24 protein-coding genes are annotated in these 23,332 nt (G+C 42.8%); 4 read left to right on the forward strand and 20 right to left on the reverse strand.

Annotated features, from left to right (window positions below; genetic code table 11):
- Window positions 1-9: 9 nt before the first annotated feature.
- Window positions 10-1,032 (reverse strand): DNA polymerase III subunit delta, encoded by a 1,023-nt coding sequence (gene holA / locus JJQ88_RS15205; protein ID WP_210366901.1) that lies wholly within the window; start codon window positions 1,030-1,032, stop codon window positions 10-12.
- A gap of 325 nt (window positions 1,033-1,357) precedes the next feature.
- On the opposite strand from holA, the gene JJQ88_RS15210 reads away from it, so the two are divergent.
- Window positions 1,358-1,492, forward strand: coding sequence for a YqzM family protein (locus JJQ88_RS15210; RefSeq protein ID WP_210366902.1), 135 nt, complete (start codon window positions 1,358-1,360; stop codon window positions 1,490-1,492).
- 93 nt (window positions 1,493-1,585) lie between these two features.
- Here the strand turns inward: JJQ88_RS15210 and JJQ88_RS15215 are convergent, their stop codons facing one another.
- The 3 genes from JJQ88_RS15215 to JJQ88_RS15225 all read right to left on the reverse strand — a co-directional run bounded on the left by JJQ88_RS15215 (window position 1,586) and on the right by JJQ88_RS15225 (window position 5,093).
- Window positions 1,586-3,925, reverse strand: a complete 2,340-nt coding sequence (locus JJQ88_RS15215) for a DNA internalization-related competence protein ComEC/Rec2 (protein WP_210366903.1) — start codon at window positions 3,923-3,925, stop codon at window positions 1,586-1,588.
- A 33-nt stretch (window positions 3,926-3,958) separates the two neighbouring features.
- A complete protein-coding gene (locus JJQ88_RS15220; protein WP_210366904.1) occupies window positions 3,959-4,390 on the reverse strand; it encodes a deoxycytidylate deaminase in 432 nt (143 codons plus the stop codon).
- 88 nt (window positions 4,391-4,478) lie between these two features.
- A complete protein-coding gene (locus JJQ88_RS15225; RefSeq protein ID WP_210366905.1) occupies window positions 4,479-5,093 on the reverse strand; it encodes a helix-hairpin-helix domain-containing protein in 615 nt (204 codons plus the stop codon).
- Between the two features lie 89 nt (window positions 5,094-5,182).
- On the opposite strand from JJQ88_RS15225, the gene comER reads away from it, so the two are divergent.
- Entirely contained in the window at window positions 5,183-6,007 is an 825-nt protein-coding gene (gene comER / locus JJQ88_RS15230; protein WP_210366906.1) for a late competence protein ComER, read from the forward strand.
- A gap of 613 nt (window positions 6,008-6,620) precedes the next feature.
- Here comER and JJQ88_RS15235 read toward each other — a convergent pair.
- The 13 genes from JJQ88_RS15235 to JJQ88_RS15295 all read right to left on the reverse strand — a co-directional run bounded on the left by JJQ88_RS15235 (window position 6,621) and on the right by JJQ88_RS15295 (window position 18,427).
- Window positions 6,621-7,457, reverse strand: a complete 837-nt coding sequence (locus JJQ88_RS15235; RefSeq protein WP_210366907.1) for a dimethyl sulfoxide reductase anchor subunit family protein — start codon at window positions 7,455-7,457, stop codon at window positions 6,621-6,623.
- Between the two features lie 14 nt (window positions 7,458-7,471).
- Window positions 7,472-8,047 carry a DMSO/selenate family reductase complex B subunit gene (locus JJQ88_RS15240; protein ID WP_210366908.1) on the reverse strand — a complete coding sequence of 192 codons (576 nt, stop codon included), beginning with the start codon at window positions 8,045-8,047 and terminating at the stop codon, window positions 7,472-7,474.
- Between the two features lie 26 nt (window positions 8,048-8,073).
- Window positions 8,074-10,461 (reverse strand): DMSO/selenate family reductase complex A subunit, encoded by a 2,388-nt coding sequence (locus JJQ88_RS15245; RefSeq protein ID WP_210366909.1) that lies wholly within the window; start codon window positions 10,459-10,461, stop codon window positions 8,074-8,076.
- Window positions 10,455-11,123 (reverse strand): TorD/DmsD family molecular chaperone, encoded by a 669-nt coding sequence (locus JJQ88_RS15250; RefSeq protein ID WP_210366910.1) that lies wholly within the window; start codon window positions 11,121-11,123, stop codon window positions 10,455-10,457. The genes JJQ88_RS15245 and JJQ88_RS15250 overlap by 7 nt, the downstream gene beginning before the upstream one ends.
- Window positions 11,124-11,343: 220 nt before the next feature.
- Window positions 11,344-11,895 carry a TetR/AcrR family transcriptional regulator gene (locus JJQ88_RS15255; protein ID WP_210366911.1) on the reverse strand — a complete coding sequence of 184 codons (552 nt, stop codon included), beginning with the start codon at window positions 11,893-11,895 and terminating at the stop codon, window positions 11,344-11,346.
- A gap of 1,512 nt (window positions 11,896-13,407) precedes the next feature.
- Entirely contained in the window at window positions 13,408-14,154 is a 747-nt protein-coding gene (locus JJQ88_RS15260; protein ID WP_210366912.1) for a class I SAM-dependent DNA methyltransferase, read from the reverse strand.
- Window positions 14,154-14,507, reverse strand: a complete 354-nt coding sequence (gene rsfS, locus JJQ88_RS15265; RefSeq protein ID WP_210366913.1) for a ribosome silencing factor — start codon at window positions 14,505-14,507, stop codon at window positions 14,154-14,156. The genes JJQ88_RS15260 and rsfS overlap by 1 nt, the downstream gene beginning before the upstream one ends.
- Before the next feature lie 4 nt (window positions 14,508-14,511).
- On the reverse strand, window positions 14,512-15,078 hold the full coding sequence (yqeK, locus tag JJQ88_RS15270; protein WP_210366914.1) for a bis(5'-nucleosyl)-tetraphosphatase (symmetrical) YqeK: 567 nt from the start codon (window positions 15,076-15,078) through the stop codon (window positions 14,512-14,514).
- Window positions 15,068-15,637, reverse strand: a complete 570-nt coding sequence (locus JJQ88_RS15275; RefSeq protein WP_210366915.1) for a nicotinate-nucleotide adenylyltransferase — start codon at window positions 15,635-15,637, stop codon at window positions 15,068-15,070. Before JJQ88_RS15275 ends, yqeK begins: the two co-directional genes overlap by 11 nt.
- Window positions 15,638-15,657: 20 nt before the next feature.
- Window positions 15,658-15,951, reverse strand: a complete 294-nt coding sequence (yhbY, locus tag JJQ88_RS15280; RefSeq protein ID WP_210366916.1) for a ribosome assembly RNA-binding protein YhbY — start codon at window positions 15,949-15,951, stop codon at window positions 15,658-15,660.
- Window positions 15,945-16,784, reverse strand: coding sequence for a shikimate dehydrogenase (gene aroE / locus JJQ88_RS15285; RefSeq protein ID WP_210366917.1), 840 nt, complete (start codon window positions 16,782-16,784; stop codon window positions 15,945-15,947). The genes yhbY and aroE overlap by 7 nt, the downstream gene beginning before the upstream one ends.
- Window positions 16,785-16,802: 18 nt before the next feature.
- Window positions 16,803-17,909 carry a ribosome biogenesis GTPase YqeH gene (yqeH, locus tag JJQ88_RS15290; protein ID WP_210366918.1) on the reverse strand — a complete coding sequence of 369 codons (1,107 nt, stop codon included), beginning with the start codon at window positions 17,907-17,909 and terminating at the stop codon, window positions 16,803-16,805.
- Window positions 17,910-17,911: 2 nt separating this feature from the next.
- Window positions 17,912-18,427, reverse strand: a complete 516-nt coding sequence (locus JJQ88_RS15295; protein WP_210366919.1) for a YqeG family HAD IIIA-type phosphatase — start codon at window positions 18,425-18,427, stop codon at window positions 17,912-17,914.
- Between the two features lie 421 nt (window positions 18,428-18,848).
- Between JJQ88_RS15295 and sda the strand changes: the two genes are divergently transcribed.
- Entirely contained in the window at window positions 18,849-18,989 is a 141-nt protein-coding gene (gene sda / locus JJQ88_RS15300; protein WP_210366920.1) for a sporulation histidine kinase inhibitor Sda, read from the forward strand.
- Window positions 18,990-19,308: 319 nt separating this feature from the next.
- Here the strand turns inward: sda and JJQ88_RS15305 are convergent, their stop codons facing one another.
- Window positions 19,309-20,097 carry a phosphatidylserine decarboxylase gene (locus JJQ88_RS15305; protein WP_210366921.1) on the reverse strand — a complete coding sequence of 263 codons (789 nt, stop codon included), beginning with the start codon at window positions 20,095-20,097 and terminating at the stop codon, window positions 19,309-19,311.
- Between the two features lie 121 nt (window positions 20,098-20,218).
- On the opposite strand from JJQ88_RS15305, the gene pssA reads away from it, so the two are divergent.
- On the forward strand, window positions 20,219-20,758 hold the full coding sequence (gene pssA, locus JJQ88_RS15310; RefSeq protein ID WP_210366922.1) for a CDP-diacylglycerol--serine O-phosphatidyltransferase: 540 nt from the start codon (window positions 20,219-20,221) through the stop codon (window positions 20,756-20,758).
- A 78-nt stretch (window positions 20,759-20,836) separates the two neighbouring features.
- Here pssA and JJQ88_RS15315 read toward each other — a convergent pair whose 3' ends face one another.
- Window positions 20,837-22,618: a M3 family oligoendopeptidase gene (locus tag JJQ88_RS15315; protein WP_210366923.1), complete on the reverse strand. Its 1,782-nt coding sequence runs from the start codon at window positions 22,616-22,618 to the stop codon at window positions 20,837-20,839.
- A 375-nt stretch (window positions 22,619-22,993) separates the two neighbouring features.
- The gene (locus JJQ88_RS15320) at window positions 22,994-23,146 is read right to left on the reverse strand and encodes a hypothetical protein (protein WP_210366924.1); all 153 of its coding nucleotides are present in this window, start codon (window positions 23,144-23,146) and stop codon (window positions 22,994-22,996) included.
- Window positions 23,147-23,332 lie beyond the last annotated feature (186 nt).

Genomic DNA, 23,332 nt, shown 5'->3' on the forward strand with positions numbered 1-23,332 from the left:
GTCGTTTTTTTATTTTCTGCTGTTGATTTGAAAAAGGATCATCTCGATCAGCATCTCTTTTTTCATCCCGCCTGTTTTCATCTGATAGTCCGCATCGGCCAGCATTTTAATGATCCTGGTCAGCTCTTCATCACGGAATGAATTAGCTTGTCCGGCCGCCAGCTTCACCCTGAATGGATGGATTTTAAGCGCTGTCGCAATTTGCTGCTGACCGTATCCCTTTCTTGACAGTTCCTTTACCTGGTAAATAAGTCTGAATTGGCCGGAAAGTACAGACAGGATTTTGATCGGTTCTTCATTTTGTTTCAATAAGTCATAATAAATGCGCAACGCTGCCTCGACATTGCGATTGACAACCTTGTCAACCAGGGAGAAGATGTTCTGTTCGAGAGACCTTGAAGTAAGCCGATCAACAATCTCATGGGTAATCGTCTGTGAATCCCCGGCATACAGGGCAAGTTTATCAATTTCCGATGTCAGCATAAACAAGTTTGTGCCCGAAAGCGCCAATAAAAGTTCTGCAGCATTTTCCTCGATAACTACTCTGTTTGCTGCTGCCCTTTCTCTGATCCACACTTTCAATTCCTGTTCTGTTAATTTTTTCGCCTCGATTACCGCTGCCATTCGTTTCAATTCCTTCGTGATTTTCTTCCGCTCATCAAGTTTTTCGTACGGCGCAGAAAAAACCACGATGGAATAAGGTGCAGGGTGAGAAAGGTATTCCTCCATTTTCTTAAGATTGTGTTCCGTTTTGCCTTTAGACTTCTCGGATGTTAGAAATTGCGGGTTCTGCAGGATGACCAGCCTTGTCTCCCCCATGAAAGGGAAGGTTTCGGCATCCTCAAGTGCCGCCTCGACGGGGGTCTCTTCCAAATCGTAAACCGATAAATTAAAGTCTTTTTGATCTTCCTCCAAAACATGGTCAACCAGCAATTGCTTCGTTTCATTTATAAGAAAAGCTTCCGTTCCATATAGTAAATAAACAGGTTCAAACTGTTTATTCCTGATTTTTTTCCAATTGTCCAATACCAATGTCCTTCGCTCCGATCAATACAGTTTTCCTACCCTTATGGTAAAGAAGCGAGGACATTTTGACAAGCATTCTAAGGGAATTGGCAGTTCCTTGCCCGCCAATTCCCTTATTTATATTGAACGCTGGAATATAAGGCCCGGGATACTTATATTGCAGCGGTACATCTTTTGTAAGATTATTTTTGCCCACGAAGGGAAATGTATTTGTGACAACTCTTGTCAATTAGGCAGTTGGGGCTTTTTTTATAAAGGAAGGCAATGCGAAGAATACTGGATTTTTAAAATGAAATCGCTTATACTATTAAGGAAATAGGGGGGGTTGACTGTGAACGAATTTGAAAAGAATGTCCAAAGCAATCGCAATGACGCCGTTGACTCTGGTGTAGGGTTCATTGTTTCTTTTGGATTCTTTGCAACAATGTTCATCATTGCCACGGTTGTTCAGCTAATCGGCAGTTAATAATGAAGGCTACATAGGATAAAATGACGGAGACTGCATACGATGGTGCAGTCTTTTTCCTTTTTTGCTTATCAAGCTTTCTTATGATCTATGTTATGGAAGTTGCGTGCTGAACGTTCCAATTTCTCCTTTGAATCTGTAAATGATCGCTCCATTTTCGTCCGTCCTGTAAATCCGGATGCCGCTTTCCCTCAGCCTGTCCAGAATCTCGCTGCTGGGATGGCCGTATCTGTTCTTCTTTTTTACCGATATGACAGCGTAATCCGGCCGCAGCCTATCAAGGAATCCAGCAGAGGTTGACGTTTTGCTCCCATGATGCCCCACCTTCAGGACATCTGTGCCAAGCTGGGGATATCTCCTTAGGAGGGCAGCTTCCCCTTCCGTTCCCAGGTCTCCTGTGAACAGCCACTGCTTTCCCGAGATGTCTGCGAGCATGACAATCGAGTTTTCATTCCTGTCCGCGTTTTCCCCAGAAGGGTTCATCAACCTGAATTTCCCGCCGGGTGAAGTCCATGCTGTTCCATCACCGCCGAAATAAAGGGGGACTTTTTTCTTCCGCGCCAATTTGATGATTTCTTCCTCAAGGGCTGAACGATCAACGTACCGCGGCATGACGATTTGTCCAATCCCAATCTCCTCAATCAGTGCAGCTGCACCACCGATATGATCAGCATCCCCATGCGTCAAAATCAACTTGTCAAGCTTTCGGATCCCTTTGCTTTTCAAAAGCGGCAAGACAGTATCCTTCCCGGGATCGAACCCTTCTCTTCGTTCCTTCCAATCCTCGGCGCCAAAACTGATGACACCCCCCGTATCAATAAGATAATTCCCTTTGTTGAATGGCATGCGAATCAAAATGCTATCTCCTTGTCCAACATCAAGAAAAATGATTTCTCCATAAGGATTGATATAAGGAACTGCTACCTGCAGCAATAGGGGAATGACAGGAAAAAGATAGAAAAGCGGTGGCGGTTGACGTTTCTGAATTCTTATTTTTTCCCATTTCAAGAAAAAGAGCCAAATGGCCGCGACCAAGGATATCATTACCATTTTTCCAGGCTTGCCAATGGTCATCATGGCACCTGGGACTTCTGAAAGTGAAATGGAAAGCACATTAACAAGGTGGATGGCTTTTTCCAGTAAACCAAAAAAAGTTGCGGGCGGGACTCCAGTAAGCGTGAAAATAAAATACCCAAGCAGTACCAGCGGCAGTAAAATAAAGGAAAATAAAGGGATGAACAAGAGGTTTGCAAGGAGGGAAATGGCAGACAATTCAAAGTAAGAGTAGAGGATAATCGGCATCGCTGCTAACTGGGCAACAAACGAAACGGCAGCAATTTGCGTGAGATAATGCCTAAACGTCGAAAGTATTTTTTTTGCTGACACAATCAGGGCAAAGCTTACGGAAAAAGAGAGTTGGAAGCCTGTATCATATACGAGCTTTGGGTTGACGATCAACGACAGCATGAACGCGATTGATATAGCGTCGAAAGGTGGAAGCTTTATGCGGAAACGACGGGCACCTATGAGCAGAATCAGCATTCCTGCAGCCCTTACTACAGGAGGAGCAAGTCCGCTTATGACCGTGTAGACTGGAAGAGCCAGAATTAATAGCAGTTCGGACATTTCCTTTGACAGACCTGTCCTGATCAAAAGAAAATAAAACATACCAGCCATCAAAGCAATATGCAGGCCCGAGATCGCAAGAAGATGGATGATGCCAATTTTCCTGTATGAGCTTTCTGTCTGAGGGTTGATCAAGTTTCTGTCACCAAAAATAAGAGCGATGGAAAGAGCTGCTGTCTCTGCTGGATAGCTTTCTTCAATCATAGTGATTTCCTTTTGCCTAAATCTCTTCAACTTTGTCAGCGTATTATCCGAAGCATCCAGACAGCTGCCAGGCTCAAGGCTTTCAACATTGAATGTCCAGTAGATCCCTTGGCGTTCCAGATAGTTTTTATAATCAAAAGCGTTGGGGTTTCTTGCCACTGAAGGAGACTCAAGCGAGCCTTCTGCTTTACAGGCAGTCCCCGGCAGCAGCATCTTTCTTATTAGCAATTTTTCCTCTTTCGACTTTATTCTGTATCGTATGGCAATCCTTTCTTTTTCTGGGTAAGTATCGGCATAGGCAAAAAAAATGTCCCCGTCCACTTTCATTTTATCCTTGACCACAAAACGGAATACTGTTTCATCCCCTGTATAACTTGAAACCGCCCCTTGCTCTTCAATAAAACCCGCCACCACAAAAGTCAGGTAGCAGGCCCCAAGCAAATAGACGAAATAGTCGGGGGACTGTTTATATTTCTTCAACAGGAGGATTGCCGCAAACGACAAGCCTCCATAGAGAACAGCATCTTCAAAAACAGTCAACAGCCCCATTAATGATATCAAAGCGAAGTAAAAGAGATTGCCTTTTATGGAAACTCTATTCATTGTCTGTGGCTCTTTTCTTGATTATTTCGGCTCTTATTGTTGCTCACTCTGGCCCTTAGGCATATGGACAACCTCGACATCCCGCAGAAAGATCTCATTCCATTTATTTGGGTAGGCATTGCGGTAAACAATCCTGGCCACTCCAGCCTGGGCTAGGGTCTTGGCGCATTTTTCACATGGCTCATGCGTTACGAACGCTGTTGCTCCCTTCAATAGTTTCCTATCCGCATGCAGCACGGCATTTTCTTCTGCATGAAGGGTCCTGATGCACCTTCCCTGTTCATTGATCAGACAGCCAACATCTTCACAGTGATCATGTCCATGGATTGAACCATTGTAGCCCGTCGACACAATATGTTTTTCTTTTACGATCACGCAGCCTACGTGCAGTCTCGGACATGTTGATCTTGTCCCGACTTCATCCGCGATATCCAAAAAATATTCATCCCAGCTTTTCCTTTTCATGCAAAACCCCCCGTTAAATCAAATATTGCCTATGGCTTGTCTTTTATAAGTGTAAAGCTTTATTTTAAAGAGTTCAATTTCTATATCATTAGTTCACGGAAATTGAATCCTTCAGTTTTTCAAATGTTTTGTCCCCTATGCCACTGATTGATTTCAGATCATCAACAGTTTTAAAGTTACCATTTGTTTCCCTGTATTCAATAATCGCTGCGGCTTTGGAAGGGCCGATCCCAGGAAGCGTTTCAAGTTCATTAGCGGAAGCGCGGTTCAGGTTAACCGTTTGTTTTTTCCCTGGCTGAGGTGCCGCCTGGCTGTCGATCGGGTTCACTGCCTCCTCTCCTTTCCTTGGGATATAGACGGACATTTCATCATTTACATGCATCGCAAAATTGATTGTCGAGGTATCAGCCTCTTTTGAAAGTCCTCCAGCGATTTCAATCAGGTCGATGATACGGCTACCATCAGCAATCTCATATACACCAGGGTGGACAACAGCCCCCTTTATATCCGCCATCATGGTGACAGGCTCATTCTCCGCTGCTGCCCGTTCCGCTGGAGGTCCGGCAACAGCTTCCCCCGTGATCGGGGCAATCTCTTCCATCTGCGCCAGGTCTCTTCCAGGGGTGAGTGAAGAATAGAAGAAAAATGCAACAGCAGCAAAGCCGGCGAGCAAGTAAAATTTATGTTCTTTTATCCAGTCCATACAACGACAGCACCTTTCATCTTGTCATATTCTAAAAGTTACAAACATAAGGTTATAGGAGAAAATAACGAATGGAGGGGGGAAGGGTTGTGAAAATAGGGATAATTGGAACAGGGAATATGGGGAGAATTCTTGCTGAATCTCTACTTGATGGGAATGCCGTACCTCCTTCTTCAATGCTGATCACAAACAGGACTTTGGCAAAAGCAGAAGAAATCCAAAAGGGCTATCCCGGAATCCAAGTGGTTAAAACCGGATTGGAAACAGCAAGGCAGGCTGATGCCATTTTCCTCTGCGTCAAGCCCCATCAAATGGGTGAATTGCTCGATGCTATCAAACCTGTTCTAACGAAGGATAAATGTGTCATCTCCATCACCAGCCCGATAAGCGTACGGCAAATAGAAAAAAAGGTCGCGTGTTCCGTAGCTAGGATCATACCAAGTATCACAAACAGAGGTCTATCCGGTGTTTCACTTTTCACTTATGGTGAAAGCTGCAGCAATGAATGGCGAGCCGGTCTATATAGTCTTTTTGAAAGGATTTCTGTACCTGTGGAAATCGAGGAAAACATCACGAGAGTAGCTTCTGACATTGTCAGTTGCGGCCCTGCGTTTTTCAGCCATCTTGTCCAGAGTTTCATAAACGCCGCAGTCAAAGAGACTGAAATCAGCCACGAGGCTGCAACAACATTAGCGACTGAGATGCTGATCGGACTTGGAGAACTGTTAAGGAAAAATTATTACACATTGCCAACCTTGCAGGAAAAGGTATGTGTGAAGGGCGGGATTACAGGAGAAGGAATCAAGGTGCTAGAACGTGAAACAGGGGATATGTTTGAGCAGCTGTTCCGGGCGACACATAGAAAATTCGAGGAAGATCTTGAAAAGGCGAGGGAGGCATTCAATAATCAATAATTCTCCATCGATCTTGAAAATCCTGCATGTTTTTTAAAATAATCACCAATTTTCATAAAAAACTCTAACTATTTTCAAGAGCCCAACGTTCTGATTAGTTGATAAAGAAGTTAACTTTGAACCAAATTTGATTTGCTTGATTGACCAGAATGCTAAGTTCCTTCAATCATTTACACTTTTGTCATTTTCTACGGTATGGTGCAGCCACATCTTCAGGTGTGATTAGCCTGGAATCGCAGGCCCCCATGGCCATATTACCCGCCCTTCTAAAAAAGATACTGAAGCAGATAGGAGAATAAAGAGGTAAAAACAGAATTCAGGAACAAGAAAAAAGCTGTCATTATTCCAATACAAGGAAAAATGACAGCTTTTTCTGTTCAACAAGGAAAGCCAAAAAATCGGCAGATCTCTTCGGTAGCCACAAGCTATACAACCGCGTTTTTTGCTTCTTTATTATTAGTTTCCAGATAGCATCATAAATAACTTTACATTTATTTGGTGAACTTTCATTATACAAACGGCCTCGCTCGCAAGTTGGAAAAAGGAACAGGTCATTTTTCAACCTGCCCCTTGTTTTTTTCTATAGAGTGCCTTTATAGAACTTTTCGCCAAATTATGCTCCTATTACATAAAATACATAGCGACTGATTCCTTCGGCAGCCAGGACTGCTATCAATGCTGCAACCGACAGGAATTGAGATATTCTATTCCTTGATGAATAAGTTAAATATCCCAGTAACCCGACTCCTAAAATCACAACAATCCAACGGATTCCTACAATCATTTGATATCCTTCCAAAACGGTTTTAACTGTATTGCCATTAATCATCATGATCTCAAAGTTCCCTAAAGAATATAGGGCCACACCAACAGCTTCTATGCTGATTCCAACCACTGCTATAAAAAATGCGATTTTCGTCATTTTAGTTGCTGGACTTTCACTATTAAGCGCAGGAGCAATCAACCCTACAATGAGAACTGCTCCCAGAGTAAAACAACTCCCAAAAAAAGCTAAATATGTATGGATGTGATTCCATCCATTCACCAAAGTCTCAGAATAGACCACTCCCATGGAAAAGACTGATCCCAGGCCAATTATTGTCGATAAAAAAAGTAAAATCGTATTTACTTTCCTTCGTACTAAAGCAAGACCCGTTGTCATACATGTAAAACCAATAAAAGTTCCGGTTGATATTATTTCTCGGCTCATCCAAGAAGAACCCATGCCTCTGACTGCATGAAAGGAATTTTCAATCGAACCCAAATGGGCAAAAGAGGCTGCCAGTCCTGCCAGTGATAAAATTGAAACTACTATTAAAGGCTGTCTCAACAGTGGATAAGTATCAGTATGGATTTTCACATTTATCCTTTGAAATATCCATAAAATCAATACGCCCCCCACAGCAGCCTGTATAAATATAGTGAAAATCAGTAATGGCCATTCATGCATCTTTATTCCCTCCCTTAGATGGTGGCATTCCTATGTGGGGTAATTACGATATTTGGGCTCGTAATCGACGGTTTTGGCATACCTTTTATCTGGTTGGTGGTGCCATACTTTTTTCGTAACTCTTCAATCGGCCCTACTTCTATTGCTCGCATCGGACATGCTCCTACACATGCAGGCCCTTCCCCTTTTTCCTGAAGGTCTATACACATATTACATTTCGTCATTTTTCCTAATTTCTCGCTGTACTGCGGGGCTTCATACGGGCAATTCCAGACACAATATTTACAGCCGATACAGCGGTTGTGATCAACAACTACCACTCCGTCTTCAGTTCGTTTATGCATGGCTCCAGTAGGACACCCTTTTACGCATTTAGGATCTTTACAATGGTTGCATGATATGGATAAGAAAAACGCCTGGATATTTTGGACAATAGCATCACCGTTTTTTGAGTAATCACCAGCTTCAAAAGAGTATACACGCCTAAAATTTCTTCCGACCTCTAGATCATTCTTATCCTTACAAGCAACAACGCATGCCTTGCAACCTGTACATACTTCCTGATTTAAATAAAAACCAAGTTGAGACACTTCTCTTTCCTCCCTCTAAAAAAGTCTTAGGCTTTCGCGATTTCCACTAAATTGGTGTGGGACGGATTCGCTTTTGCAAGGGGGGTAGGTTCATGAGTTGTAATGACATTAATGGATCCCCTTGTGTCATTCCCATCCTGATCCGGTGTATACCATCCTCCCTGTGGCATCGCGGCAACTCCTGGAATCACCCGATTTGTAATATGCACTGGTATGAAAATGGTTCCTCGGTCATTGTATACCTTTGCACGATCTCCTTCGTTAATCCCGCGCTTGATCGCATCTTCTGGGTTCATCCACATTTCTTGTCTGGAAACTTCCTCCATCCATGGATGATTGTCATGGGTGGAGTGGCATCTTCTCTTATAATGCCAGCCAATCAGCTGAATCGGGTATTTTTCACGCAGCTTTCCATGTGGACCTTCTTTAACCTCAACATATTTTCCTACAGCAGGAATGACATCATGATGATCCATATCCCATAAAGATTTGGAGAAAATTTCAATTTTACCTGAAGGAGTGGAAAAAGGATGATTTTCTATATCTTTAATTTGCTCTTCATAGGCGACCAGGGGTTTGTCAAACTTCCACACGTGGATGCCTTTTCTTTTAAACTCCTCGAATGTAGGAAAAGATGGGTCACTCTGACGGGTTAACTCAATAGATTCCTTTAATAAATCAAGCATTGATTTTCCGCCCTGTGAATATTCATCATAGACACCTAGCTTTTTTGCTACATCTGCAAATACATCATATTCATTCCGACACTCATATAAAGGATCAACTACTTTTTGCCCTAATACAGCGTAATCCCCCCAACACCATGGAACACCAATATCCCAGCGTTCAAAGAAAGTAGTTGCCGGCAAAAGCAGATCGGCGAACTTAGCACTTGGAGTCATAAAGATATCGCTGCATACAATGAATTCAACCTTTGACTCATCTTCTAGAATCTTTCTCGTCCTGTTAATGTTTCCATGTTGGTTGATTAAAATATTTCCTGCCATGTTGAAAACCATTTTAATATTTGTGTTTAAATGATCTGCATCTAATAATCGGTCATTTTCCCTTGTCATCTCGTTCCCACGCTCAATCGCTTCCGTCCACAGGAAGCAGGGGATTTTTGCGGCAACAGGATTATCATAAGAAAATGCCCATGAAATACCAGCTCGGTACCAATTTCCTGTACCTGCAGCCGATCCACCAACTTTTCCGACATTTCCTGTAATTGAGGTCAGGGTCGTACCGCAGCGAATGAATTGTTCCCCATTCATATGTCGCTGCGGACCATATCCCTGAATAAGTGCTGCAGGCTTTGCCGTTGCGTATTCCCTTGCGATTTGTCTTATTTTACGAGCAGATACACCACATATTTTCTCTGCCCATTCAGGCGATTTTTCGATGCCATCTTTTTCACCTAAGATATAGCTGGTCAATGATTCACCTTCAGGAACACCCTTTGGCATATGGTCTTCATCGAATCCTATACAATATTTATCAATAAATGCTTGATCGTAAAGCTTTTCTGTAATGATGACATGCATCATCGCGTTCATCATTGCTCCATCGGTAGTAGGTAAAATAGGAATCCACTCGTCCGCCAGGGCTATTGTTGTATCCGAATAACGTGGATCTATGACAACGATTTTTGCTCCGCGTTTCTTGGCTTCTTTCAAATAGAATTGCATGGGTGTAGACCAAATGTTCTCAGTCGGATTCAATCCCCATAGTAGAATGTATTTTGAGTGTAAGTAGTTATCAAAGCTGCTCCCAGAACTGTTATCTCCATATGTGTATGGAGTTGCGATATTAGCAGCTCCGCAGCTGTAGTCATTGTAATAATCAAGAAAACCCCCGGTAACTGAAAGGATTTTCTTTGCAACCACATCTGGACCGTATAGTCCCCAGCAGGCTCCAGTGGCGTAATTGACATAGCGTGAACCCGGTCCGTATTTGTCCCCAATCCTCTTGATTTCCCTTGCGAGTATATCGGTAGCTTCATCCCAGGAAATCCGCTCAAATTTCCCTTCGCCTCTTTTTCCAGTTCTTTTCATTGGATACTTTAAACGGTCCGGATTATAGAGCATTTTCCTGTATCCACGTCCACGGACACAAGCTCTCAACTGCGGGTCCCCAATTTCATCAACACGATCATCCGTTGTTACACGGACAACCTGTCCATCTTTCACATGAGCCTTGATAACACAGCGCCCTCCGCAATTGTTGATGTTACAGGTAGAAATAATCGTTTCTTCTGTGGAAGAAGACTCCTCTTCGGCTTTCACTTTTTTAAGCACGCCCGCTGTAGTCCCAATTCCCAAAGCAGCTGGTGCGGTAATTGCTCCCGTCCATTTCAGAAAGGTTCTCCGAGGTATTGCTTCATCATTAATTTTTTTGAAAAGGTTTTCTAGCATTCTTCCATCGCCTCCAATGTTTCATTTACCAGTTGGCTATCTTCGTAAATTACATCTGATAAAAGTTTGGCGAACCCCTTATAATAAAGGCTGCTTGTCGAATCCATAATATTGGTCGCCAATGGTCCTATCCATTTTGTTAAATGATTTTCCAAAAATATCTTTTGTCCTTTCATATGTCGACGGAAGTCGATTTCATCATGATTTGAAACAGCCTCCAGACTTTTCTCGATTAATTTATCCATGAAATCCAGTTCCACTGAGATATGGTCCTCAGGCTCTTTTCCAATGTGAATATACTCAAAGCCATACTTTTTTAGCATTTCCCTTACTTTTATTGTTGGAAAGTCAAACAAAAGTTTTTCGTTGGTTACATAGGTGGATTCCCACATTGGAACCGCCTGATTACCCGGTGTATAGAATAATCTATTGTATTCCTCCCTTTCCTTTCCTGCTGTTTCATAAATACTGTTACATGTCAGAGATTCAAAAAATATTTGTATATCCTTGCCCCCAGACGCACTCACTTCCCTTAAAAATTCATATGGTAGTCTTTCTTTCCATTGGAGCAGTTGCTCCTCAGTCGGTTGATTGCTCCAAACATGCTGAAGGAGCGAATAAATAAAATGCCTAGTTTCTAGGACAAGCTTAATTTTTTCCAATGTTAGTTCCTCCTTCAAGAATTGAAAACTCAAAATATTCTTCGCGTTGAACCTGAGTCAATCTCTAGTAATTCACAACCAAAGTGTACCGTCCAGACGGTATTATAACCAGTGAACATTTTTTGAAAATACAACTATTTAAATACCTTGGAGATAGAGAAAATACCATAAAAAAAGGAGTTGTCCCAGATTTAACGCCTGTGACAAACTCCGTAACTTTCTATTTTTCTTTTGTTAAATTCATTAACCTTTCTATGACTTTCTCTCGCAAGTCATCTTTGAGGGGAGATAATCGAAAAAGATCCATAAAATAGAGACCATCTGCGGCAAGGCGTACAATAGTTGCTTTTACAGGATCAATACCGTCATTTTCAATGTGCCTCTGCCAATCCTCGTATGCTGTTCTCATTTCAGCATACATGTCTGGATGGGTAAGGCAATTAGACATCAAGTCCGCTCCCACCATAGGATAATATTCCGAATCGCGAATGGATTCGAGTAAAAAAGCTCTTGTCCATTTTCCGTTTTCTAAGGCATCATGTTTTGCCCTTTTTTCTGTTCCTTTTATATAACTATTCAAATACCCCAAGAACAATGTCGTTACTAATAGTTCTTTATTAGGAAAATGGTACAATAAGCCACCCTTACTTATTCCCGCTTCTTTTGCAACTTTCTCGATTGTCAGATTGATGACTCCTTCCCGTTCGATCACTCGGCTGGCTGCCAAAAGGATTTGCTCCTTTCGTGAAGCGGGAATGTTTTCGTGTTCCACTCTATTACCCCCTTTATTTGTGGTGTATGCAATATATAATACTCTATAGAGTATTTTTTTGAAATGACTTTTCTCTGACAATCCATGAACACGCAAACCGCTGTATAAGGGAATCGTTCAATTTTAATCTTATATGAAGAGGGATATAGTGACAATTGTTTTCACAAGAAAGTAACATCTCTGTTAATAAATTGATGATTATTCACCTTAAAGGTTACTATCATCGACTTCAGTTTGGTATATACTGAGTTGAGTTACTATTTATATAGTATCTTCATGACAATCAACTGATATTTTAAAGCAAGACTATAGCGAATTCAAGGAATTAGGAAGGGTTTTGGGTGTTGCGAATTTTAATAAATGTTTTGAGAGCCTAGATTATGAATTTCAAATTATAGCGTCTTGTATACGCCATCTAAGTCCGCATTCAACCTGCGATAAATGTTTTAAGGGTTGTTCCGAATCTGCCATTTCCTAAGGAAGTGGAGTGCCTGTGATTCAGGCAGAGAAATGCTTGAGTGCGGCGACTGCATATCTGTCTGTCCTGTTCAGGTCATACAAGGTTTCCTTCCGTAAAGAGGAATTTTCCAAAATAGCTGGTTGCTTCCGCAGACCGTCCCTGTCAGTAAGAGAGTTGCTGGTTTATTTTAATTAGGGGATTAGAGAAATTATCTCTGAGTGGTAATTTCTACCTGAAGGTCGGTAGAAAGCAGTGGCCAACGCAAATCAAGAATTAACTAAACTAGGTGAAGCTCCTTTTTCAGTCTTTTATGAAGATTATAAATTTGTAAAAAGAAGAGTCATTCACTAGAAGAGAATTATTTACCAACTGGAAAAAAGGAGCAAAAGATGTTGTGAGGCTGCCAAATGGCGTTTTTATGGGGATGATGCAAATCTCGCAAAGTACTTTCCAAAACACTAATTCTCAGAAATCCAGATTTAACTTGATGAATGTACCTAATGCGGGGCAAGTAAAGCTTTGTGTCCTAAAAACTGTTTTGTTCTGTCAGATTCCCATTCCCCCATTTCCGCTCAAAGTTGTTCTAATTGCCTTCTCTGTCAGGATATTTGTCCGGGAAAGGCTATTTCTGTCATCGAGCAAATTCTCCCAGCTGAAAAAATCGAACACTCCGTTTATACTAAAAAATGCACAAAGTGTCAAGAAAGCTACAAAGCCCTTACCGTTCATGAAGATAAATGTATGATGTGCAAAAAAAGGAAGAGTATTCTATATTTTAAGAAGTTTATTCCTGAATTAAAAGGACATCATTTTTTACGATAAAATACAGTGATAACCTGGAACATTTATTCTCCAGATTATCACCCTCTGAAGACCGAATCGTCCCAAAATCGGAAGAAACCTGGGGAAAGGTCTAATCCAAACGTTAAATAAAATTGCCGAATGACAAGGGTTCGAAAACAAAAAAGGAAGGAAAGAATGGAATTTGATATTCGTCAGATAACCATCCTTTTAAACAGTTATTCCTTTTTTTCTTACGGGGCAGTTTTATTTTATGGCTTGACAGCAGCGAAAAAAATCCGCTCAGCCTTGGGACCAGGCTGACTCATACTGTAATCCCCTGTTGCCTCGATCCTTGTAAACCCTGCCTGGTCAAGCATTCTCTCATAAAAATCCTGTGGGTATGTACGCTGGTAATGAAGCTCATCAATGCGGTCATATTTGCCTGACTTTTCATCCCTGACAAAGAAAGTCAATTCATGTTCAACGCTTAATGGATCATCCCCGGAGAAACTGTTCCAAATATAACTGATTTCCTCATCAGTCCAGGTAAAGGAAGCATCGGTAAATATTTGTTCCATTTTGTAGACTGAGTGGACATCAAACAAGAAGATCCCGCCTTCTTTCAGCAAGCGGTGCACACCCTTGAATGTTTTCTCGACTGCGTGTTCATCTTCGAGGTAATTCAGCGAATCACAGAAAATGCCGACAATGTCAAACTCGCCGAGTTCCTCTAATTCGGTCATGTCTTGCTGGAAAAAATCGATCGGCAGTGGAATGGCATCTGCCTTCGCTTTCGCAACTGCCAGCATATCGGGCGACATGTCAGCTCCTGTTACTTTGTATCCCTGACGGGCAAGTTTTATCGACAATTCACCTGTACCGCAAGCTAAATCAAGGAGGTTTTTGCCGTCCACCCGGTATTTTTTCGCATTAGCGTTGATAATCTCCAGCCAGTTATCATAAGGAACATCCTGCATTAGCTCATCATACAGGTATGCGAATTTTTCGTAGGACATCAGCTTAACTCACTCTGGAGATTCTCGATTGGAGCGTCACCCCATAAACGTTCCAGATTATAATAGGTTCTTTCATCGCGGTGGAAAACATGGGCAACGATATCCCCGATATCGATCAATACCCATCTTGCCTCATCAAAGCCTTCCATCCGCTTGAGTTCGTAACCTTGCTCCTCAGTTTTTTCCCTGATTTCCCTGGCAATAGCCTGCACTTGTTTATCTGAATTCCCATGGCAAATCAGGAAGTAATCGGCAATCAGTGAAATGCCTTTCATGTTCAAGACTATGATATCTTCCGCCCTTTTATCATCTGCTGCCTTTACCACAGTCTTCAGTAAATCTTGTCCACTCATCTAATCATCCTCCTGAATTTATTACTAAGCTGTTATAAGCCTGGAAAGTATCCGGATAGACCGGCTGGTTCTTCTTCATTAAAAACTGGATCGTATTCTTCATTGCCTGGACCAGCGCCAAATCAAGATCCTTTTCTGCCAGTTCCCTGATTTCCTCCACACCGGGGAAATGACGCCCAGGCTCTATATAATCCGCGAGATAGATTACTTTATCAAGCAGGGTCATGCCAACCCTTCCAGAAGTATGGTACCGGATCGCATCTAGCACTTCCCTGTCGGTAATCCCGGCTTCTTTCTCTGCCAAATATGCACCGACTGGCGCATGCCACAATTCACTGTTGTATTCGAGCAAATCTTTAGGCATCCTTTGTTCGATGATCATTTTCTTCATTTCATCCTTTGGGCGAAATTTAGCATAATCGTGGAAGATGGCAGCGAGCTCCGCCTTTTCCATGTCGACCCCATACTTTCCGGCGAGCTTTATGGCCGTCTCCATCACACCTAACGTATGCTGGTATCTGTGCTCTGTCAGTTGGCCCTTCACGATATCTAATGCTTCTTTACGTTCCATATAAACCATGCTCCTCTATATATACCCTTACAGGCTCAGGTAGCAAGTAACGGATACTCTTGCCTTCCTTAACCCGATTCCTGATCATGCTTGAAGAAATATCCATTTGCGGTGTCTCAGTAAACAGGATCTTATAATTTGTTTTCCCCTCATAAGCAGGCCTGTTCACTCCGACAAACTTTACCATTTCAAGCAATTCATCGATCTTATGCCAATTGGGTAGATAATCAACCATGTCACCGCCAATGATAAAGTAAAAATCAGCATCTTTATGTCTATTCTTCAATAACTTCATCGTTTCATACGTATAGGATTTCCCGTTCCTTTCAAGCTCGATCATCTCGATCCTGAAATCCGGGTTATCTCCAATCGCAAGCTCGAGCATTGCCAGCCTGTCGGCATTGCTGACCGGAGATGGGACATCCTTATGCGGCGGAACCTGGTTTGGCATGAACCAAACCTCCTCGAGCCCGAAGGTTTGAAGGACTTCATTTGCAATCAGCAGATGGCCTGTATGCGGAGGATTGAAGGTTCCGCCAAGAATGCCGATCTTCTTCATTTCGCTACCTCCCAGCTTCATTATCGAGGAAGAACGATCTGTTTGTTTTCATGTGATTCCTTATAAAGGACAATTGTATTTCCGATGACCTGGACCAACTCAGCTCCTGCTCCACGGGAAAGGTGTTCAGCGACTGTATCTTTGTCTTCCTCGCAGTTTTGCAGGACACTTACTTTGATCAGTTCCCTTGCTTCGAGTACGTCTTCGATTTGCCTGATCATATTATCATTAACCCCGCCTTTACCAACTTGAAAAATCGGGTTCAGGTTATGTGCTTTCGATCGTAAATAACGCTTTTGCTTGCCTGTTAACATGTCGAACCTCCTAAATGTTGCAGAACATTTTGTTTCATTCTTTCTGTATCAGGGAATATCCCTGTCCACTTTTCAAATGCAAGTGCTCCCTGATAAATGAACATATCGATCCCATTTTGTACTGTGGCCCCATTTTCGGCTGCATTTTCCAAAAACTTTGTCAGCGGCGGATTATAAATGATGTCACTGACAAGAGCATCTGAAGGAATATCCGTTATTTGAAGCGGGACTTTATCTGTATCCGGCAGCATCCCGATTGATGTCGTCTGCACGATGAGACGGTAGCTTCCCATACGCCTCCTGGCTTCTTCACTAGAAACGACTTTGGAATCCACCTTGTAAGGGCATGCTTCAACTAAAGCTTCTGCTTTCTGCGGGGTACGGTTATAAATATCAATCTTTTGTACTCCTGCTTCGGCCATTGAAAAATAAATCGCCCTGGCAGCACCGCCCGCTCCAATAATCAAAGCTGACCTTGACTCAAGATCAGCAATTTTAGATTTCAGGCCCCTTACAAAGCCTGGGCCATCTGTATTATATCCTATCAATTGCCCATCTTCATTCTTTACCGTGTTCACTGCGCCAATCGCTTCAGCAAGGGGATCGAGTCTGTCAAGATGCGTCATGATTGTTGTTTTATGAGGAATCGTCACATTGAAGCCGCTTATACCGATTGCTTTCAAGCCTTTTACTGCAACTTCCAGATCACTTGAAGATACACGGAGAGGAAGGTAGCTGGCATCGATGCCATACATGCCGAACAAATCATTATGCATCGCAGGGGACATGGAATGGGCAATCGGATCCCCAATTACCGCAAACATTTTCTTCATTTTGAGCCCCTCCCTTTGTCAGATCAATGACCTTCTTAACAGGACATGTACGCCTTTCGGCACATAGGCGGCTACTTTTGCACCTGCTTCATTTGCTGTTATCCAGCCAAGCCCGGAAAAAACAATATCCGTCTTCGGCTCCTTGATCGTGAATTCATGTTTGACCAGTTCCGGGAAGTCATCAAGCTGCCCGCGACGAGGAGGTGTCAGCAATTCCCCCGCATGGTTTTTGTACAGTTCATCTGCTTTCTCGAGCTTTGTCCTGTGGATGCCGATTCCATTAGGCAAGTAGCAGGCAAAAGACCTCCTCCCTCCCAAAATGTAATCAAATCTTGCAAGCCCTCCAAAGAACAAAGTCTGTCCCTCATTCAACTGGTAGATTTTCGGCTTTATCTCCTTTTTTGGGGTGATGAGTTTCAAATCCCGTTTATCTATATAGTGAGCCATTTGATGATGATTGATGATTCCAGGTGTATCGACGATAGCTTTGCCGTCAGCAAGCGGGATTTCAATCAAATCCAAAGTAGTGCCAGGAAAGTGGGATGTGGTGATGATATCGCCTTCCCCTGTCACTTCCTTGATAATCCTGTTGATGAATGTCGATTTGCCGACATTTGTGCAGCCTACAATATAGACATCTCTTCCATTGCGGTAATGATCGATGGCAACTGCCGCTTCTTTGATGTTCAGCCCTTTTGAAGCGCTGACAAGGAATACGTCAATGGGGTTCAATCCTAATTCCCTTGACTCCTTCTTCATCCAGTCGATGAGCTTGCGTTGCTTGACTGATTTAGGCACAAGATCCGCTTTGTTCCCGATTAGCAGGACAGGATTTTTCCCAGCAAATCGCTGGATCCCAGGGAGCCAGCTACCGTTGAAATCAAAGATATCGACGATTTTGACGATCAAGGCTTCTTTTTGGCCAAGCCCGTTCAAAATCTTCAGGAAGTCGTCGTCCGTGAGACTTACATCCTGAATTTCGTTGTAATTTTTCAGGCGGAAGCATCTCTGGCAAACAATCATTTCCTTTTCAAGCGATGAAGGTGGTGCGTAACCAAGCTGGTCTGGATCTTCTGTTTGGATCCTCACCCCGCAGCCTGTACAGACAAGTTGTTCGTCCCCCATATTCAGTCCTCCCATTTCAGCTTTCCTTGTTTTCTGAACCAACTGAGGATCCGGCGTTCAATTTTCCGGTTGAACCTTGTGAAGAATCCGTCCGTCTGTGCTACAGGGACAACAAGGATTGTATGGAAACCATTCCGGTTCCCGCCAAGTACATCCGTTAGCAGTTGGTCCCCAATGACGACAGTTTCATCCTTCTTGAGTCCCATCTGTTTCAATGCCTTCCGGAATGCGCGGCCCATTGGCTTCCTCGCCTCAAATATAAATGGAATCTGAAGGGGATCGGAAAACGACTTCACCCTATTTTCATTATTATTTGAAACAATCGTGATCAGTATTTCATTCTTCCTCATATGGTCAAACCACTCGATCAGCTTAGGGGTGGCGTAGGGACGGTCCCATTCAACAAGAGTATTGTCAAGATCGGTAATGATCCCTTTTATCCCTTTTTCCTTTAAGCTTTCCGGCTTGATATCAAAAATGCTTTTTACATGCTGGTCTGGCAAAAAATGCTTTAGCAATGTTCTTACACCTCATTATTTAGTTCCTATCATAACGTTAACATCATACCCAATTTTAACCTAGCTTTCAAAGCAAACATTTAACCGTGGGATATTTTTTTAAATCGTTGCTCAATTAGTCAAAAAAGCAACAGCATTCGATAAAAACCCATCTATCTTTCACTTTTTAAAAAAATATTTCGACAAAATTTCATCTCTACAGCAGCTGTGGATAACCTTATTCACAATATACACACTGATTTAATTACTTTTTTCCCGATTATAAACAAATTAATCACAGGTTATCCACTGTTAACTGTGGATAATTAGAACAGTTGTTCTGATAGTTTTATTTTGATAGAGTTAGGGTAGAAGGAATGGAATTACTAATATATGTAATTGGCTCTTGCTTAGAAGCAACCATATGGAGGTGAAGGCTGGAATGCGAAAACTTTCTGATGAACTATTGATTGAGTCCTACCATAAAGCAAGAGAATTAAATTTGAGCCATGAATTCATCCGATTGATTGAAACAGAGATCCACCGCCGGTCACTATCCAACCGAATAAAATTTTCTTCGTGAACAGGGCCCTGGACGGGCTATTTTTTTTCTTATAATATTGAGGATTTCCATGAACCATACGCGCAAGCGCCTCGTTCAGCTAGCACAAGCGCTGGCCGACCAAGCTCGCCACAACCTGGGGAAGATTCGGCACTAAAGGTTCCCGGTCCTCAAAGGGCCAGACAGTGAAATCATTTCTTTTACTTTTCTGGCATGATCGAAGCGTCTCGAGGGCCTAGGCGCTGGAGCTAGATTCTGAATACTTCCTTCAGTTATCCACAACTGAAGGAATTTATAATTTCGTAACAACAAAAAGGCACAAAACGAATCTGTGCCTTTTTTATCTGCTTTCATTCAAGACCCCAATCCTTTCCCCATACTTGATGGGCCGGGGAACGGAGATGGAAGGATCGGGACGGAATGTATTTTTTTCAAAGAGCATGACAACTGTCGATCCAAAGGTGAAATACGCCATTTCCTCTCCTTTTTCCAGCATCTCCCCATCATGTGTCGCCTCAATCGAATTGACGAACATCGCACCAACCTTGATTATTGCTGCCGTACCTGACTTATGGCGAACTTCGGTGATTCTCCGGTAATTTTTCGATAGAGGCGCATTGCCATATTTCAGTCCGGTTTTATTGACTGGGTACGACTTCAAGCCAAGTGTCCACTGATTATGGACCTCCCCTGTGAAAGGACTATGGATTCGGTGGTAATGGCTTGGACTAAGATAAAATATCATGTATGTACCTTGATCATATCTCCTCATCGCCTCGTCATTCCCCAGCATTTCGGAAATGGAATAGATCTTCCCTTTTACATCAATTGTTCTATCTGCCTGTATGGTTCCGATCTCTTCTATGACTGCATCCACTGGGCTGACAACGGTGCCAGGATCCTGATCGATGTTTCTGGCCCCTTCTTTCAGGCTCCTTATGAAGAAATCATGGAGTGTTGGATATTCATCAAGCTGTTTTTCCATTTCATCCTGATTTATTCGATATATTTTTGCAAATGACGGGATGATCATTCTGCTCTTTGGGGATTGCGCGAATTTTTGCAGGAAAGCAGATGACCATTTTCCATTTGTTAATTCAATGAATAGGCGGTATATGCTTTGAATCAATGTATGACCTCCAGATTTTTAAAGTATTCTTTACTTGGAAGCATATTCAGCTTAGAATTATATATTATTATATAATAGACTAAAGTGCTAGTACCGCTTCACTTTATAAGGAGTGAAAACCATGATGTTACTCGATGTCCTTGATTCAACGGTCAAAAAGGCAAAAGCACAGACTGCGAATGTCCTGACACTTGGCAATCTCTGTCTTGGTGGATTTGCCATCATTGTCGGCATGAACGGCAACCTTAATTTGAGTCTGCTGCTCATTTTTATTGCTGCGCTTGCGGATCGTTTTGATGGAATGGCTGCCCGGAAATTCAATATAGAATCTGAACTAGGAAAGCAACTGGACTCCATGAGTGATATTATATCATTTGGAGTGGCTCCTGCACTATTAATCTATCAGGCGGTTTTATCGGGTTTTGGGGCACCTGGGTCTTTCTTTACAGTATTTTATATCGGTTGCGGAGCGTACCGGCTTGCCAGATTCAATATTTCAGAAAGCAACGGCTACTTCACCGGGCTGCCGATTACAGCAGCAGGTGTCCTCGCTACTTTAAGCTACCTCATGATTCCCTATATTCCTGCTCAAATCTTCCTTTTTATTATGCTTATTCTCAGTTTGTTAATGATCAGCCCTTTCAAGCTTCGCAAAGTATAATCCCTGAAGGATAAAGAATGCCATAAGAGTCTATTCAGAACAAAAGCCCAGCCTTGCAGGCTGGGTTTATGATTGGGATCATTCTGTCAAGGCCAGGAATTCTTCAACATCTTCCACGCATGTCCTTACTGCTTTCTCCCAAAAACCCTTTTTCGTTAAATCAACGTCCAAGTGTTTTTTTGCGAGATCTTCAACCGTCATGGAGGCGGAATCCTTTAATAAGGCAATGTACTTCTTTTCATATCCTGGACCTTCTTCCTGGGCCATTGCATATATGCCGAGAGAAAACAGGAAGCCGAAAGTATAAGGAAAATTATAAAATGGCACACCTGTAATGTAAAAATGAAGCTTGGAAGCCCAGAACAATGGATGATATTCCTTAAGGGCACCGCCATATGCTTCTGTCTGCGCTTGCGTCATCAATGCATTCAGCCTTTCCGCATTCACAGCCCCATGTTTGCGTTCTTCATAAAACCTTGTTTCGAATAAATACCTTGCATGGATATTCATAAGAAGTGAAACTGAACGCTGAATTTTATCTTCAAGCAAGATCAATTTCTCTTCCTTCGATCCTGCACCCTTCACAGCTGCATCGGAAACAATCATTTCAGCGAATGTAGACGCTGTTTCCGCGACATTCATCGCATAATTGCGGTTCAGCAAATGTAAATCCCTCATGGCGTATGTATGGAAGCCATGTCCCAGCTCGTGGGCAAGCGTTGAAACATTGGAAAGGGTACCTGAATAAGTCATAAAAATGCGCGATTGGCCGCTTTCAGGAAAGTACGTATGGAAGCCGCCAGGTGCTTTCCCAGGCCGGTCTTCCGCTTCGATCCATTTGTTCTTGAATGCCATTTTCGCGAAGTCCGCCATTTCCTTGCCGAATTTTGCGAAGTGATTGACGATAAAATCGGCTCCTGCCTGAAAAGTCATTTTCGTTTCAGCACTTCCTACCGGGGCATCCAGATCGTACCAGGAAAGCTTTTCGAGTCCCAGCAGCTTTGCTTTCCTGTTAAGGTATCGGACAAAAGGTTCTTTATTTCCAGCAATGACTTCCCACATCGCCTCAAGCGTCCCTTTTTCCATCCTGTTGATATCAAGCGGCTCCTTCAATACATCATCCCATCCACGAAGCTTATAAACATTCAGACGGAAGCCTGCCAGATGGTTCAAAGTACTGGAATAAAAATCCTCTTTTTCGGCCCATGCATTCTCCCACTTTTCAAAAACCTCTTTACGGACATTCCGGTCTGGATCTGACATCTTGTTCGCAGCCTGTCCGACCGATAGGGTTCCGGATTTTGTCTTGATCTTTGTACTGCTAACAAGCAGATCGTACATTTGGCTCCATCCATGGTATCCATCGATAGTCAAGGCACTGATTGCCGATTCTTCCTTTTCGGAAAGTTTCTCTGCAGCCTGTTCCCTCCGCTCATCCAAAACAAACCGCAATTCCTTTAAAAGACCGGTTTTGACAAGTTCCAGCCAGACCTGATCTGAAAAGCCGGCAAGCTTCTGGTCAAAGATATTCAATGCTGTTTGGAGGGCAGCGCTCATTTCTGTTGCACTTGCCCTGAGCTGATCAGCTTTTTTATCCTCAGTATCCTGGGCCTGCAAACAACTCACGAATGCCCCTGCCTGAAGTAGTTTCTTTGCCGCATAGTCAAACATTTCAACTAAATCGGCCAAATCTCCTCGATCACTTTCCTGATTGGAAGGTTGCCAGCCTTCGACTTTCTTTCTGAGAGCTGATATGGCGTTCCCTGTTTCTTCAAGATGCGCTGCAAAGGCAACCGAGCTACTCCCACCTTCAAAAAAAACATCCAAATCCCACACTTCCGAGTATGTAACTGACATCATTGCTCCCCCTTTTTTTCTCCCCATTTATTATAATACAGTTTTTTAAAAATCCCTATTTTTCATCTGAGATAAAAGCTCGCTGAGCGGCAGTAGGCAACCTAATAATAGAAGCGTAATTGCACTGATATTCCATACTCCTGAACTCAGCGCTTCATTGAATTCCCTTCCTGTCGATTAAACTATCAGTTGAAAAAAATCGCCGGACAGCGAGCTGCAAGGAGATGAAAAAGGCTTATCCTTGACTGGCATGATTGGCTTTTCCAGTGGCAGGATGCCTATGTGAAACAATGTTTCACTGCTCTTTTACCCTAGTTTGCTCCTTTCTAAGTCGATGAAGCAGAAGGTTTATGCCCATCAGCATAAACCTTCTGCGAATCAACAATGAAAGTACCACCAGCCGCCAAATATTAAGACGATTACGAGCAAGATGATAAACAGCGCGAACCAGGCACCGTTTCCTCCGTAGCCTCCTGGATAACCTCCGTACGGTACTGGATAAAAAGCTGGATAATAGTTTCCGTGTGGCATTTTCTCACCCCTTTTCTTTATTTCAGGCTGTTTTCGCAAACTTTGTACCTTTTTAATGAATGGTTGATTTCCACTTCAGGTTGCCCTCTATCCGTCGGGTGTGAGTGAGTGCCGAGGTCCCAACTTCCCCCCTGATCCCGCTGGACACTGAATGAGCTTCTGTAAATTCACCCACGTATAAAATTC

The sequence above is a fragment of the Bacillus sp. REN3 genome (assembly GCF_017912555.1).
In the GTDB taxonomy this organism is placed as follows: Bacteria; Bacillota; Bacilli; order Bacillales; family Cytobacillaceae; genus Mesobacillus.